The sequence below is a fragment of the Arthrobacter ginsengisoli genome, from assembly GCF_031456935.1.
In the GTDB taxonomy this organism is placed as follows: domain Bacteria; phylum Actinomycetota; class Actinomycetes; order Actinomycetales; family Micrococcaceae; genus Arthrobacter; species Arthrobacter ginsengisoli.
On sequence record NZ_JAVDVQ010000010.1, the window covers coordinates 116,964 to 131,588 of the forward strand.

The 14,625-nt window shown below is 65.9% G+C and carries 11 protein-coding genes; 9 read left to right on the top strand and 2 right to left on the bottom strand.

Annotated features, from left to right (window positions below; all coding sequences use genetic code 11):
* Positions 1-133: 133 nt before the first annotated feature.
* From J2X01_RS13100 to J2X01_RS13140, 9 genes are all read left to right on the top strand, one after another.
* Positions 134-754 carry a TetR/AcrR family transcriptional regulator gene (locus J2X01_RS13100; RefSeq protein ID WP_310057914.1) on the top strand — a complete coding sequence of 207 codons (621 nt, stop codon included), beginning with the start codon at positions 134-136 and terminating at the stop codon, positions 752-754.
* 347 nt (positions 755-1,101) lie between these two features.
* A complete protein-coding gene (locus J2X01_RS13105; RefSeq protein ID WP_310057916.1) occupies positions 1,102-2,703 on the top strand; it encodes an AMP-binding protein in 1,602 nt (533 codons plus the stop codon).
* A 96-nt stretch (positions 2,704-2,799) separates the two neighbouring features.
* On the top strand, positions 2,800-4,161 hold the full coding sequence (locus tag J2X01_RS13110; protein WP_310057918.1) for an MFS transporter: 1,362 nt from the start codon (positions 2,800-2,802) through the stop codon (positions 4,159-4,161).
* Between the two features lie 42 nt (positions 4,162-4,203).
* Positions 4,204-5,346 carry an acyl-CoA dehydrogenase family protein gene (locus J2X01_RS13115; RefSeq protein WP_310057921.1) on the top strand — a complete coding sequence of 381 codons (1,143 nt, stop codon included), beginning with the start codon at positions 4,204-4,206 and terminating at the stop codon, positions 5,344-5,346.
* Positions 5,347-5,411: 65 nt separating this feature from the next.
* The gene (locus J2X01_RS13120; RefSeq protein WP_310057923.1) at positions 5,412-6,191 is read left to right on the top strand and encodes an electron transfer flavoprotein subunit beta/FixA family protein; all 780 of its coding nucleotides are present in this window, start codon (positions 5,412-5,414) and stop codon (positions 6,189-6,191) included.
* Between the two features lie 50 nt (positions 6,192-6,241).
* On the top strand, positions 6,242-7,222 hold the full coding sequence (locus J2X01_RS13125) for an electron transfer flavoprotein subunit alpha/FixB family protein (RefSeq protein WP_310057925.1): 981 nt from the start codon (positions 6,242-6,244) through the stop codon (positions 7,220-7,222).
* A gap of 314 nt (positions 7,223-7,536) precedes the next feature.
* Positions 7,537-8,559 carry a cytochrome b/b6 domain-containing protein gene (locus J2X01_RS13130; RefSeq protein ID WP_374724973.1) on the top strand — a complete coding sequence of 341 codons (1,023 nt, stop codon included), beginning with the start codon at positions 7,537-7,539 and terminating at the stop codon, positions 8,557-8,559.
* A 61-nt stretch (positions 8,560-8,620) separates the two neighbouring features.
* Positions 8,621-10,720, top strand: a complete 2,100-nt coding sequence (locus J2X01_RS13135; protein ID WP_310057928.1) for a 3-hydroxyacyl-CoA dehydrogenase NAD-binding domain-containing protein — start codon at positions 8,621-8,623, stop codon at positions 10,718-10,720.
* A 76-nt stretch (positions 10,721-10,796) separates the two neighbouring features.
* A complete protein-coding gene (locus tag J2X01_RS13140; RefSeq protein WP_310057931.1) occupies positions 10,797-11,984 on the top strand; it encodes an acetyl-CoA C-acetyltransferase in 1,188 nt (395 codons plus the stop codon).
* Between the two features lie 750 nt (positions 11,985-12,734).
* Here the strand turns inward: J2X01_RS13140 and J2X01_RS13145 are convergent.
* Both J2X01_RS13145 and J2X01_RS13150 read right to left on the bottom strand, forming a co-directional pair.
* Positions 12,735-13,388, bottom strand: coding sequence for a helix-turn-helix domain-containing protein (locus J2X01_RS13145; RefSeq protein WP_310057934.1), 654 nt, complete (start codon positions 13,386-13,388; stop codon positions 12,735-12,737).
* A gap of 28 nt (positions 13,389-13,416) precedes the next feature.
* The gene (locus tag J2X01_RS13150) at positions 13,417-14,625 is read right to left on the bottom strand and encodes an allantoate amidohydrolase (RefSeq protein WP_310058085.1); all 1,209 of its coding nucleotides are present in this window, start codon (positions 14,623-14,625) and stop codon (positions 13,417-13,419) included.

Genomic DNA, 14,625 nt, shown 5'->3' on the forward strand with positions numbered 1-14,625 from the left:
TCATCATGGACAGCCGGACCGGGAAAAGTCAAGAGAGTGATGTCGCTTTTTTAAAGGTCGGCAGGTAGAGTGCTTAATATACTCGCGAAAGCCTTCGCCGGATGAGATCCGCCGGAGGAGCAAAGGAAGGCCAGTGGCAGCTCTACCCACGACGCCCAAGGGGCGGCGCACCCGAGAACACCTCGTGAGCGCCGGGAGGGCGGTTTTCGCCCGGGACGGCTATGTCAATGCCCGGATGGGCGACGTTGCGAACGAGGCCGACATCTCGATGGGCGGCCTGTACCGGTACTTCAAGGACAAGGAAGACCTCTTCGCCCAGGTGATCGAGGACCTCCACGAGCAACTCTTCGACGCCAGCGCTTCGCGGGAGCACAATTTCCGCGAGGACCCCTACCAGTCGCTGCTTGCATCGAACCGCGGGTACCTGGAGATCTACAGCGAGAACCGTGACGTCATGCGGGCCTTCATCCAGGCCGCGCACGTGGAGAAGCGGTTCCAGGACATCTGGTGGCACATGCGCAACCGCCATGTCGAACGCTTCACCGGCGCCCTGTCCCGGGCCCATGGCATCACGGAGATCGAGGGCGTGGATGTCAAGCTCCATGTCGAGGCCATGGCGTGCATGGCGGAGCAATCGGCCTATATCTGGTTTGCCCAGGATAACCTGCACGGCGGCGCGGTCTCCCTCGACGACGCGGCCCGGTGCATCACCCACAACTGGTACACCACCTTCTTTCCGCCCCGGGCCTGCTGATCGCCCGTGACCGAGGGGTCATGGAGCACGAGGTGCGGACGGCACAGCGGGAGCAGGCCGGTGCTCGGTCGACTCTGCATGCCGGCCCCTGTCCGGAGGGGCTGGCCGCCACGGCCCCGAATCGGTTCGCCCATTCCACGTTGCGAAGGGGTGAAGCCTTCTGGGCGCTGGCAGGTTTCCACGTATCCACGGCCCGATAGGAGTCAGCAACGCACCAGTAACAAAAAAGCGACATCACTCTCTTGACTGCCAATGAGATCTGGATCATAGTTGAGGGACAGAGCTGATGCCGCGATGGCAATGACCCGCCGCACAGCCAACGATCTGTCTTTTGAGAAGGAGTCGTTATGCCCACTTCCGAACTGGTTGGACGTGCTACGAAAGCTCCTGCGTCAGGAGGGCCGGGAACGGACGGGGCAAGGACCGGGATCTGGGAAGACTTCCTGACGCTGCTCTCCCGGGATCCCCAGGCCACCGCCGTGCTGGACGACCGCGGCAACCGCATGACCCGCTGGGAGCTGGAGGCGTTGTCCGCTGACATGGCAGACGAAATGCAGGCGAGGGGACTTGTCTCCGGGGACGTCGTGATTATCTGCATGCCGAACTGGACCGAGTGGCTCGCCGTCTATCTGGCGGCACTGCGCACGGGGTTGGTTCCGGGCACGTTGCCCGTCACTTCGGACCCCGGCTCGATCGCTTACGTCAGCAACCTCGTTGGCGCCCGGGCGGTGTTCCTGCCCTCGTCCCACCGCGGGCGGTCGTTCCGCGACGAGATCGGCCAGCTCGCCGAAACGGTGGGCCGGCGGCTCGAGGTCATGTTCGCCGTCGGCGACCAAAGTGGACGCCACTGGCAAACCATCGAGGGACCCGAGCCGGTACTGCCTGACTATCCGGCCGCCATGGCGCACATCCTGTTTTCTTCGAGCACGACAGGTCGCTCCAAGGCAATCGCCCACTCCGAATCGAGTCTGCGCGCCTACAACCAGGCCGTCATCGACCGGTACGGCGTCACTGGTGAGCAGTCGATCTTCATGCCCTCGCCTTTGGGCCACAGCACCGGTTTCTGGCACGGGGCGCGCATGTCCATCATGGTCGGAGCACCCCTGGTCCTCCAGGAGCGTTGGGAACCGCAGCGGGCGCTGGAGTTGGTCAGCGACAATAACTGTGCGATCACCGTTGCGGCCACGCCGTTCCTCACCGACCTTGTGGAGGCGGAATGGCACGCCGAAACTCCCAAGCTGCGGGGCATGCGGGCGTTCCTCTGCGGAGGCGCCCCCATTCCGCCGTCATTGATCGAGAAGGCCCAGCTGCAGATGCCGGATACGCACATCTGCTCTATCTGGGCGATGAGCGAAGGCGGAGCCACTTCGAGCCTGCTCGAGGACTCCGTGGATCGGGTGGCGAACACCTGTGGTCGTACGATGGCTGGCACGGAACTGGCGGTCCTCAAACAGGATGTGATCGCGTCCCGTGGCTCCGAAGGTGAGATCGTCATGAAGACCCCGTCGTTGTTCCTGGGGTATATCAACCAGACAGAGATGTATGAGAAGTCTTTTACCCCGGAAGGGTACTTCCGCACCGGTGACGTCGGCATCGTCGACGACGACGGTTACCTGAGGATCACCGGCCGCCTGAAAGACATCATCATTCGCGGTGGCGTCAACATCTCTCCCGTCGAAATCGAATGCGCCTTGGCCAGCCACGACAGCATCGCCCGTATCGCGGTCTTGGGGCAACCCGACGACCGGATGGGTGAGCGCATTTGTGCCGTTATCCAACCGGCTGGCACCCCGCCGAGCTTCGAAGAGCTCCTGGTCTGGCTGGAGGAGCGCAACGTTCCCCGGCGGCTGTGGCCAGAATCGATCCGCATTGTCGAATCCATGCCGGCGACCCCTGCGGGGAAGATCCGCAAAAACGTGCTCCGTCAGGATCTCTTCGGTCTTTCGTGACCGTGGGTCCCTTTGTGAGCGGTCCACTGTACCGTTCGCCCCCTGTGTGACCGGCATCTTCGCCGCATCCATCTTCGCCGTTGAAAGGCAATCACCATGGCATCAACGCAGCAACCCGGTTTCGGCAACAAGCAGCAAAAACGTGCCTTCCTCGCCAGCCTTGTTGGTACGACCGTCGAATGGTTCGACTTCTTCATCTACGCCACGGCCGCGAGCCTGGTCTTCTCCACCATCTTCTTCCCGGACTTCGGTCCCAACACAGGCCTGCTGGCCTCCTTTGCCACCCTGGGCGTCGCGTTCCTGGCCCGGCCCGTCGGTGCATTTATCTTTGGCCACCTCGGGGACCGGCTCGGACGCCGGACCACCCTCATCGCCACGCTCACCATGATGGGCCTGGCAACCGGCCTCATCGGCGTCCTGCCCACGTGGGCGGAGATCGGCATTTGGGCGCCCATCCTCCTAACGTTCCTGCGGTTCATCCAGGGTGTCGCCGTTGGCGGCGAATGGAGCGGCGCGGTTCTGATGAGCGTAGAAAACGCGCCGAAAGCCAGGGCACGCTTTTATGGCGCGGCTCCCCAGATCGCGAGCCCGCTTGCGCTCGTCCTGGCCACCGTGGTGATGTACTTCGTGGCTAAGCTCCCCAGCGACCAGCTTCTGGCCTGGGGCTGGCGGATTCCGTTCCTGGCCGGCTTCGTCCTGGTCATCATTGGGATGATCATCCGGGTGGGGGTTCAGGAATCGCAGGAATTCCAGGAGCTCAAGGAAGCCAGCGCAGTGAAGACCAACCCGATCGCGACGGTCATCAAGCGGATGCCGGCCCGGGTGCTCGTCGGCATCGGACTGCAGGCCAGTGTCATCGTGCTGTTCTACCTGATCACCACCTACATGCTCTCCATGGCCACGCAGCGCCACGGCCTGGAGCGCAGCGACACCCTGATGATCCTGCTGATCGCCGCCTCCGTGGACCTGGTGGCAATCGTTGTGGTCGGCATCCTTGCAGACAAGATCAACCCCTGGAAGATCTTCATGGTGGGCGTGGCCTTCACCCTGCTTTTCGCGGTTCCGTTGTTCTTCCTGTTCGACACCGGCAACGCTGTTTTGATGACTCTGGCGTTCACCTTTGCCCTCGTACTGGGCCACGCCAGCGTCTACGCGGTGGTCTCCAGCATGACCTTCGATCTGTTCCCGACGGAGGTCCGGTACAGCGGCGTGGCCCTCTGCAGTGCCTTTGCCGGGGTTGCCTGGGCTGCCTCCACGCCCCTGCTGGCTGCCGTCCTGGTCCCCACAAAGGGAACCGCCCACTGGTGGCCGCTGGCCGGCATGATCATCCTCGCCTCCGTCGTCTCGCTTCTGTGTGGTCTGGCCGCACGCAAATACAAAAAGGATGTCGACGACGAACCGCAACCGTCCGCCGTCGTGCCCGCCCAGTCGCAGGTCACCGTCCAGAACATCGGCTGAATTTCCTCCCCGACAGCCTCTAACACCATTCCAGGAGCCACCGTGTCAACCCTTACAGAAGAGCAGCTCTCCCTCGCAGAATCGGTCCGCGACTTTTGCCAAAAAGAGGTGGGATCCAAGGAACAACGGGACCTGCTGACCAACAACGGCCGTGAGGGGCACAGCCTTGAGCTGAACCGCAAGGTGGCCGAGCTCGGCTGGGCCGCGATCAACATGCCCGAGGAATACGGCGGATCCGGCGGAAACCACGTGGACCTCTGCGTGCTCCTGGAGGAGCTGGCACGGGGCATGGCACCCCTGCCGTGGCTCGGCACGAGCCTGATCACCGGCGGCATCTACAACCGCTTCGCCAGCGAGGAACTAAAGACCGCCGTCCTCGGACGGCTGGCGGAGGGCGGCGCCCTGGCCATCGCGATGTCCGAGCCCGGGGCTGGTTCAGACGTAGCGGCGGTGTCCTGCCGCGCCGACCGCAAAGGCGACGGCTGGGTCATCAACGGCCAGAAAACGTGGATCACCAACGCGCATCAAGCCGACAGCATCCTGCTGGTGGCCAGGACCTCCCGCGGCGAGAAACGGCATCACGGCCTCACCATGTTCCACGTGCCGACCGGCATCGATGGCATGGAGATCCGGGGCATCGACACCATGAACGGCGCCGAGGTCAACGACGTGTTCTTCACGAACTGCGAGATCCCGGCCGACGCTGTCATCGGGGAAGTGGACCAGGGCTGGTACCAGCTCATGGCAGGGCTGGACACGGAACGGCTCATTCTGGCAGCCCAGATGCTCGGCACAGCCGAACGGGCCTTCGACGACTGCCTCAAATTCGTCACCGAACGCACGCAGTTCGGCAGCCCCGTGGGGTCATTCCAAGCCATGAAGCACCGGATTGCGGACCTCGCGACGGAGATCGAATGCGCGCGGCTGCTCGTGTACAGCGTTGCCGCGCAGGCGGACTCACCCCAGCCGGGCGCCAACATCTCCCGGCTGTCGTCCATGGCCAAGCTCAAGGCATCCGAGGTGGCCAAGACCGCCGCCCTGGAGGGCATGCAGATGATGGGCGGCTATGGCTATTCATCCGAGTTCCCGATGACCCAGCATCTCAGCGCCGCCCTGGGCGCCACCATCTACGGCGGCACCAATGAGATCCAGCGGGAAATCATCGGCCGCTCGTACGGACTATAGGTGCGGCGGAGCGGCTCGTCCCGCCCGTGCTGCTGAACCAAAATCGTGAGTTAGGAAAGCCCGTCATGAAAATCGTTGTGTTGGCAAAGCAGGTGCCGGACACCTGGTCGGACCGAAAGATGAACTTGGAAACCGGCCTGCTGGACCGGGAAGCCTCCGAGCCGGTCCCGGATGAGATCAACGAGCGCGCCCTGGGAGCTGTCCTGCAGTTCAAGGACACCAACCCCGACGCCGAAGTGGTCATGCTGTCCATGGGCCCGGAGGACACCACCAAAACGCTGCGCAAACTGCTGTCGATGGGCGCCGATTCGGCTGTGCTGGTCAGCGATTCGGCACTGGCGGGATCTGACATGGTCCAGACCTCGCGGGTCCTGGCCGCTGCTGTGCAGCGCATCGCCCCGGATCTGGTGGTGGCCGGAAACGAGGCTACCGACGGCCGCGGCGGCATGATCCCGGCGATGGTCGCGGAGATCCTTGGCTGGCCGGTGCTGCCAGGGCTGGACGAAATGACCATCACCGCCGACGGCGTTTCCGGCACGGCGCAGGTGGACGGCGGCTCTCTCAAGCTCAGCTCCGGACTGCCGGCGGCGGCCTCGCTCACTGAGAAGTCCGCCGAGCCACGCTTCCCGAATTTCAAGGGCATCATGCAGGCAAAAAAGAAGCCGCTGGAAACCTGGTCTCTCGCGGAGCTGGGCATTCAGGCGGGCCCGGAGGCGGCCTCGGTACGCTCCGCGATGGTCTCTGCCAGGGCGCGCCCCGCGAAGGTGGCCGGCCCGAAGGTCGTCGACGACGGCACGGCTGCCAGCCAGCTGGCCGAGTTCCTGGCCGCCCAGCGGCTGATCTGACCACTTTCATTCACCTCACTTGAGGACCTGGACCACTTGAAGGACACATCATGGGAAACATCGCGGTACTGATTGAAACCACCGGGGACGGTGCGCCGAAGTCGACGTCCGCCGGCCTGCTCGGTGCAGCCGCCAGCATCGGCACGCCTGTTGCCGTTGCGGTGACAGCCCCCGGGCAGGGCGCGAACCTGGCCGCACAGCTCGGCTCGCTGGGCGCAGCCCATGTCTACCTTGCCGAATCGGACACGGCAGCCGTTGAGCTGGGCACCGCGCAGGTCGGAGCCCTCGCCGACGCTGTGCAGGCGTACTCCGCCCAGGTGGTGCTGGTGTCGAACACCAATGACTCCAAGACCGTCGCCGGCCGGCTGGCCATCGTCGCCGGCGGATCCGTGGCAGCCGATGCGGTGGCAGTGCGCTACGACGAAGAGGGTCAGGAGGTCATCGTTCAACACTCGGTCTTCGGCGCTGACTTCACCACGGAGTCCACCGTGGAGGGCGGCCTGATGATCATCACCCTGCGCCAGGGCTCGGTGGATGCACGGGCGCAGGCCGTGGCCGACCCGCAGGTCAAGGCCGCTGCGGTGTCCACCGGCGCTGCTCCGGGGGCGCGGATCGACCATGCAACCGAGGCCCCGGCCCAGACCGGCCGGCCGGCGCTCCGGAGCGCCCAGACGGTGGTCTCCGGCGGCCGTGGACTGGGCTCGAAGGAGAACTTTGCCCTGGTGGGAGAGCTCGCCGACACACTGGGCGCCGCGGTTGGCGCCTCACGCGCGGCCGTGGACTCCGGCTATGTGTCCCAGTCACTCCAGGTGGGCCAGACTGGCGTCTCCGTGGCCCCGCAGCTGTACGTGGCGCTGGGGATCTCCGGCGCCATCCAGCACCGTGCCGGTATGCAGACCGCCAAAACGATTGTGGCGATCAACAAGGACGAGGACGCGCCGATCTTCGACGTCGCTGACTTCGGCGTGGTCGGCGACGTTTTTGACGTGGTACCGCAGCTTATCGACGCGATCAACGCCCGCCGCAGCTGAGCCGGGCCGGATCTGCTGTACCTGATCGATCGACCATCACTGAGGCGAGAGGCACGATGACCAACGAGAACAGCCTGGCTGACCCCGGCACCCCCCGCCGTCAGCGCATGGGCGTTCAACCTGCTGCATCCGCTGATGCACCACCTGCCGCTCCCGCGCAGAAGCAGCGCTTGGGTGCGGCACCGTCCACGACCAGACACGAAACCGCCCCGTCCGCATCGGGCAAGGTCCGGATGGGAGCGGCCACGACACCGGCAGCGTCCCCGGACACCGGCCCTGCCAAGGTGGACACGGCCGCGCCCGCGCACTCCCGCATGGGAGCGCCGGTCCCGCCGCCGCCCGGGGCAGTGCCCGCCCCGGGCGCTACCCCGGCGACCCCTCCGACACACTTCGGCCGGCCCGCCCCGTCCGGTGGAGCTTCCAAGCCGGACGGACGCCCGCAGTGGGTCAAACCGGTCGCGGTCACGATCGGCGTACTCGTGTTGGCCCTCGCGGCAGTGCTCTGTGCCCGCTGGCTGCGGACGCTGGAACCCGTGCAGGCGTTCATCGCGACATACGACGGACACTCGTCCCAGCCGGAGAGTGCCCCGGTCGGATTGCCGGCATGGGTGGGCTGGCAACACTTTTTCAACATGTTCTTCATGGTGCTCATCGTCCGGACGGGGCTGCAGGTCCGCACCGAACGCAAGCCGCCCGGCTATTGGACCGCAAAGAAGGGCTCGTTCTTTTCCCCGATGGGCAACACCCCGAAGAAAGTATCCCTGACCCAATGGCTGCACCAGAGCCTGGACGTGCTCTGGATGCTCAACGGCCTGGTCTTCATCATCCTGCTTCTTGCCACAGGGCAATGGATGCGCGTTGTGCCGACGGGTTGGGACATCTTCCCGAACATGCTCTCCACCGGCATCCAGTACGCCTCCCTGGACTGGCCCACAGAGAATGGGTGGGTCCACTACAACGCCCTGCAGGTCATTGCCTACTTCATCACTGTGTTCATCGCCGCTCCACTGGCCATCATCTCCGGCATCCGGATCTCCACCTGGTGGCCGGAGAAGGCCGCCGCGCTCGGCAAGGCGTACCCGGTGGAGTGGGCCCGGGCCGTCCACGTCCCGGTGATGGTCTACTTCGTCGCGTTCACCGCGGTCCACGTGTTCCTGGTCTTCTTCACCGGTGCCCTGCGCAATCTGAACCACATGTTCACCTCCCGGGACGAGGTGGATTGGTGGGGGCTGATCATTTTCCTGGCCTCCCTGGTGGTCATCGCGGTCGCCTGGTTCCTGACCAAACCACTCTTCACCACACCCATCGCCGGCCGGATGGGCAAGGTCTCCAGGTAGCCCCGGCCTCCCATCCACAGCCGTGCGGTACCACCCGAATTCGAGAGCCAGAAGGAACAACATGACAGGAAATGCCTCTGCCTCCGCGGAGTCCGTGACGGAGATCCGTACTGACTACCTCGGCCATGGCGCTTACCGCTTTGCCGTTCTGACGCTGGAGGGTGCTGGCCACCGCCCGGTGATGATGGGCCCGGCGTCGCTGGCTAATTTCGCGGCCGCGGTGCGCGCCCTGGACCTGTCCGGCGTGGACGCAGTGGCCGTGACCGGCAAGGGCCCGGTGTTCTGCGCCGGCGCGGACCTGAAGAGAATGACGGAGGCGGCCACGCCCCAACAGACCGAGGACGTCGCACGGCAGGGAGTTGAGGCCTTCGGCCTGCTGGAGGCGCTTCCAGTGCCCACCTTTGCTTTCATCAACGGTGTTGCCCTGGGCGGAGGACTGGAACTGGCCCTGCACGCGGGCTATCGCGTCGCTGCGGACTCGGTCCGGGCCCTGGGCTTTCCCGAGGTGCGCCTGGGCCTGATCCCGGGCTGGGGCGGCATCCCGCGCACCGTGGCGCTGGTTGGCCCGGCGCTGACGGCCCGTCTCATGATTTCGGATTCACTCGCGGGCAGGAACCTCTCGGCGCGGGCTGCGGCCGAGCTTGGCCTGGTGGATGCCGTGCTCCCGGAGGACGGTTTCCTGACAGCCTCGCTGGATTTCGCGGCCAGCATCCTCTCCGGTACGGCCCCGGCCCCGGTTCCGGCCGCCGTCCCGTCCCCGCGGCCGTCCCGCGCCGCCGGCGGCCCCAAGTCCGGCGTCCCCTCCGCCGTGGGGAACGCATCCCTGGAGGACATCCGGACCCAGCTCGATAGCCGCCTGCACGGTGCTGCGCCAGCACCCTACCGCGCACTGGAACTCATCGCAGGAGCTGCCACAACCCCCGCCGGACAGGCTGGCCAGACGGCGGAGATCCAGGCTTTCGGTGAGCTGTTGCTCTCGGATGAGGCCCGAGCCAGCATCTACGCCTTCCACGTGACACAGTCCCTGGCGAAGAAGCCCGCAGGCCGTCCCGCCGTCGACCCTCTGCCGGTGCGCACCATCGGCGTCGTCGGGGCGGGGCTGATGGCGAGCCAGCTCGCGCTCGTCTTCGCGCAGCAGCTGCGCGTCCCGGTGCGGATCACGGACCTGTCACAGGATCGCGTCGATGCCGCCTTGAGCTGGACAGCCGGTCAGCTCGATAGGCTCGTGGGCCGCGGGCACCTTGATGCTGCCAGCGCTGCCGCCATCGGCGCCCTGGTCACGGGCGGCACGGACAAGTCAGCCTTCGCCGACTGCGACGTGGTCATCGAGGCGGTCTTCGAGGAGCTGGACGTCAAGAGGGACGTGTTCGCCGAACTGGAACCCCTGCTCCGACCGGACGCCATACTGCTGACCAATACTTCCTCGCTGTCCATCGAGGCCATGGGCGCGGACCTCGCCCGTCCCGGCCGGCTGATCGGCTTCCACTTCTTCAACCCCGTGGCCGTGCTCCCGCTGGTGGAAATCATCACCACCCCGCAGACGGACCAGGCCACCCTCGCGACGGCGTTCGAGCTGGCCCGCCGGTTGCGCAAGACGGCCGTACTCGCCACGGACACGGCAGGCTTCGTGGTCAACCGCGTCCTGACCCGGCTCTTCAGCGAGGTCCTCTCCTTGCTTGACGACGGCGCCGACCCGGACAGGGTAGACCACGCGCTGGACCCGCTGGGCCTGCCGATGACACCCCTGCAGCTGCTGCAGTTCATCGGCCCGGCCGTTCAGCTGCACATCTGCGAGAAGATGCACCAGACCTATCCGCAGCGGTTCAGCGTCAGTACCAGCCTGAAGAGGCTCGTGGCCGCCGGACTGCCCGGTTATCTGGACGACGGCGGCCACATCTCACCGGCCGCGGCCTCCCTGCTCGCGGCACTCAAAGCAACAGATGCCGGCATCGTCCGTGCCCGGATCCTGGCCGCGCTGGCCGAAGAAGTCACGGCAATGCTCGAAGAGGGCGTGGTGGCCGGGCCGGAACAAATCGACCTGTGCATGATCCTCGGCGCCAACTACCCCTTCCACACCGGCGGCCTGACCCCCTTGCTCGACAGGGAAACAGGCACCGCCTTCCATCCGGAGCTGCGCATACCCCTTCCCGCCTCCCGATAGAGCGCACCCATGGGCCACGGCCGCCCACAGCTACCGAGACCCAAACTTTCCGCCCGTCACTCGTCAAAGGAGAAAAATGAATTCCAGTGCAGATGTCGTCATCATCGGTGCCGCCCGCACCCCCCAGGGCAAGCTGATGGGCCAGCTCGCCCCGCTGTCCGCCGTCGAGCTCGGCGGCGCCGCGATCGCCGGAGCGCTGGACAAGGCGAGGATCCAGCCGGACGTCGTCGAAGCGGTCATCATGGGCCACGTGCTCCAGGCAGGCGCCGGTCAGAATCCGGCCCGGCAGGCTGCCGTCGCCGGAGGCATCCCGCTGAGCGCCCACGCGGCCACCGTTAACAAGGTGTGCCTGTCCGGACTCAGCGCCATCATCGAGGCGAGCCGGCTGCTGCGGCTGGGCGAAGCCGCGGTGGTGGTCGCCGGTGGACAGGAATCCATGAGCAACGCCCCTCACCTGCTGCCAGGTTCCCGCGCCGGGCACCTCTACGGTGACGCTGCGCTGATCGATTCCGCCGCCCACGACGGCCTGACTGATGCCTTCGACCAGGAGGCCATGGGGCTGGCCACTGACCATGCCAATGATGCCTTGGGCATCCTCCGCGACGGTCAGGACAAGACCGCCGCCGATTCGCACCGGCGTGCGGCGGTAGCCCAGGCTGCCGGCCTTTTTGACGCCGAGATCGTCCCCGTCAAGGTGCCGCAGCGACGCGGGGAGGCCGAACTCGCCACAAGCGACGAGGGCGTGCGCGCCAACAGCACCGAGGAGTCGCTGGGCAAACTGCGGCCAGCCTTCTCCCCCACCGGAACGGTGACCGCCGGCAACGCCTCCCCGCTGAACGACGGGGCTGCCGCCGTCGTCCTGACCACCCGCGGCTACGCGGAGGCCCACGGCCTCGAGGTCCTTGCGGTCCTCGGTGCCCCGGGACAGACCGCCGGCCCGGATACGTCGCTGCCGGACAAACCGGCCCGAGCCATCAGCAAAGCACTCAAGGCAGCCGGCTGGACTGTAGCGGAGCTGGACTTCGTGGAGATCAACGAAGCGTTCGCCTCCGTTGCCCTGCACTCAGCCGAACAGCTCGGCCTCGGCATGGACAAAGTCAACGTCAACGGCGGAGCGATCGCCCTAGGCCATCCCATCGGCGCCTCCGGCGCCCGGGTCGTCGTCTCCGCCGTGCACGAACTCATCCGCCGCGGCACCGGCAAGGCAGCCGTGGCACTGTGCGGCGGCGGCGGCCAGGGTGAGGCTCTGCTCCTCTCACGCTGACGACTGGCTCGACGACCCGACAACGGCGCTCACCTTGGAGAAGATCCATGCCTGGACCCTTGAACGACTTACGCGTTGTGGAACTCGACGGCATGGGACCGGTGCCGCATGCCTCGATGGTGCTTGCCGATCTGGGGCGGACGTGGTGCGCATTGAACGCCCGGCTCCTACCCTCATCCCGGGCATACCGCACGGGGCTCGAACCGGCCTTCTACGCAGCTTCTGGAGGGGCCGGGTTTGGCGGACGCCGGGCTTTCCGATCAGTACGCCCGCGAGGGGTGGCCCGTTTGCGTGCACGGATTGGATCCGTATTTCGGCAGAACGCGCGACGAATGGGCCGGAACCTTCCGGCGCGTTGACGCCTGCGTTAGCCCCGTTCTGTCCTCTGACGAAGCGTCGGAACACCCTCAAGAAGCGCGGATCCATCGTGACCATCGACGGGTAGTCCAGGCCCCCGCAGTCTCGCAAGCCGCGGGTTGCGAGACATTTCCGTGAGACGCCCAGTGTTGTTAACTCATCGTCAATGAGCGGCTCGCTGCTACGTATTTCTTCCAGCCGCGTACTTGCGTTGGCGTTGTTCCGAACACCTTGGTGCGTGACCCGCATCCGGGATGCAGCCTCTGAAGAGTCGCCGACTCCGGGGTGCTGCACAGCAATGCCCCCACGTTCTGGACCCGCCGGGCCACCGTCCTTGCTTGATGTCATGACGACGTATGCGGGCAGGGAAGCCAGAACGTGGCGCCGGTCCGCTTATCTTGCTGATATCGCCAGGAAGCGGATGGGCAGTTCCAGCAGCTCAAGTGGGCCGTGGGGTCCCTCGCCGTCAAGAAGGAGTGAGTCGCCGGCCTCCATGGCGTATTCGTATGCGCCGTGGCCGTAGACCATCCTGCCGGTGAGCATGTAGATGAATTCGGTGCCCGGGTGCTGGAAGAGGGGGAAAACGTCGGAGGCGTTCGTCAGCGTGACCAGTGTCGGTTCGAGCGCATCGGTGCGTCCTTTCAGCGTGCCGAGCACCCGATATTCGTGGCCGTGCTGGGTTCCGCTGCGTATTGTCAGGCTGCCCTGGCCGTTCTTGGTGAAAGTGGCGTCGCGGTCCGTGTCCGCGCCGCGGAACAGCGCCGTGACGGGGATTTTCAGGCCGTCGGCCAGCCGCTGCAAAGTAGTCAGAGAGCACGATGTGCTGGCTGTTTCAATTTTTGAGATCATCGCCTTGGACAACCCGGTCCGGGCAGCCAGCTCCGCCGAGGACAGTCCGTTCGCCGTCCGGTACCGGCGGAGTTGCCCGGCGATGATGCGTTCGAGCTTGCCCGGGCCCTCGTCCGTGCCCGTCGCCTGCCCGGCCCCGGTTTCCCCATCCCCGCTTTCTGGGGCTCGGATGGTGAGTCGGTTGGCGTTGTTGGTCATGGAGCCATCATAGGCGGGGGCCACTGCCCTAGCCGATCACCTGCGCTGCGCCGAGGAGGCCTGCCAGGGCGTCGGCCAAAGCCGCGGCGCCTTTCTCGGCGTCGTCGTCCTCGACGAGCTCGTCCGGGGAGTGCGAGATGCCTGTGGGGTTCCGCACGAACAGCATGGCGGTGGGGATGTGCCCGGTGAGAATGCCGGCGTCGTGGCCGGCACCGGTGTCCAGCACCGGTGCGTCCGGCAGCAGCGTCTGCAGTTGGTTGCGCAGTCCGGTGTCGAAGTGCACGGTCTGGCTCAGCGATTCAACACCGAAGCTGACGGTGCACCCTTCTTCGGCGGCGACCACCTGGGCGTTGAGGTGGATGGACTCCGCCAGCGCCGCGGTGATCTCGTCCCGCGGGTGACGGAGGTCGATCCACATATCGACCCGGGAGGCGATCACGTTGGTGCCTCCGGGCACAGGCTGGAGCCGGCCGACGGTTGCACGTGCGTCGCGGTAGTTCTTGGCCGTGTCGCGAATGCCGACCATGATCTTGGCGGCAGCGATCATCGGATCTTTCCGGTCCTTCATCAGGGTGGTTCCGGCATGGTTGCCTTGACCGTTGACGGTGAGTTTCCAGCGCCCGTGTCCGAGGATGGAGGATCCGATGGCAACCGGCTGGTGGAGGTCCACCAGGCCCCTTCCCTGTTCGACGTGGAGTTCGACAAACACGCCCAGCTGCTGCAGGGTTCTGCGGTCGGTTCCCATGTGCCGCGGGTCCTGTCCGTTGGCAGCTGCCACGTCCGCGTAAGTGTTCCCGTCGAGGTCCCTCAGGTTGCGTGCTTTGTCGGCGGCGATGGCGCCCGTGAGCAGCCGTGAGCCGAGGCACGCGACGCCGAAGCGGGAGCCTTCCTCTTCCGGGAACACCGCGATGGCCAATGGCCTGCGCGGGCGCAGGCCCCGTCTCCTGAGGATGTCGACGGCGATCAGTGCCGACGCTACGCCGAGGGGACCGTCGAATTCACCGCCACCCGGAACGGAGTCCAGATGGCTGCCGGTTACGACGGCGTTCTGCCGGGCACCGGTGGCGGTGTCCCACCACGCCCAAACTATCCCGTTCCGGTCGGTGCCGACGTCCAGCCCGCGCCGGGCCGCCTGTTCGGTGAACCAGTGCCGGAGATCCGTTTCCGCTGTGGAGAATACCGGCCGCGAGTAGCCGCCGCGTGTCTTGTCCTGGCCAATGCCGGAGATGTCCCGCAT

What these genes read in the sequence shown, in the direction of transcription:
- J2X01_RS13135 (WP_310057928.1), top strand. Translation starts at nt 8,621, where the DNA reads ATGACAGGAAATGCCTCTGCCTCCGCGGAGTCCGTGACGGAGATCCGT.
- J2X01_RS13130 (WP_374724973.1), top strand. Translation starts at nt 7,537, where the DNA reads ATGGGAGCGCCGGTCCCGCCGCCGCCCGGGGCAGTGCCCGCCCCGGGC.
- J2X01_RS13150 (WP_310058085.1), bottom strand. Translation starts at nt 14,625, where the DNA reads ATGCGGGACATCTCCGGCATTGGCCAGGACAAGACACGCGGCGGCTAC.
- J2X01_RS13125 (WP_310057925.1), top strand. Translation starts at nt 6,242, where the DNA reads ATGGGAAACATCGCGGTACTGATTGAAACCACCGGGGACGGTGCGCCG.
- J2X01_RS13145 (WP_310057934.1), bottom strand. Translation starts at nt 13,388, where the DNA reads ATGACCAACAACGCCAACCGACTCACCATCCGAGCCCCAGAAAGCGGG.
- J2X01_RS13140 (WP_310057931.1), top strand. Translation starts at nt 10,797, where the DNA reads ATGAATTCCAGTGCAGATGTCGTCATCATCGGTGCCGCCCGCACCCCC.
- J2X01_RS13105 (WP_310057916.1), top strand. Translation starts at nt 1,102, where the DNA reads ATGCCCACTTCCGAACTGGTTGGACGTGCTACGAAAGCTCCTGCGTCA.
- J2X01_RS13110 (WP_310057918.1), top strand. Translation starts at nt 2,800, where the DNA reads ATGGCATCAACGCAGCAACCCGGTTTCGGCAACAAGCAGCAAAAACGT.
- J2X01_RS13120 (WP_310057923.1), top strand. Translation starts at nt 5,412, where the DNA reads ATGAAAATCGTTGTGTTGGCAAAGCAGGTGCCGGACACCTGGTCGGAC.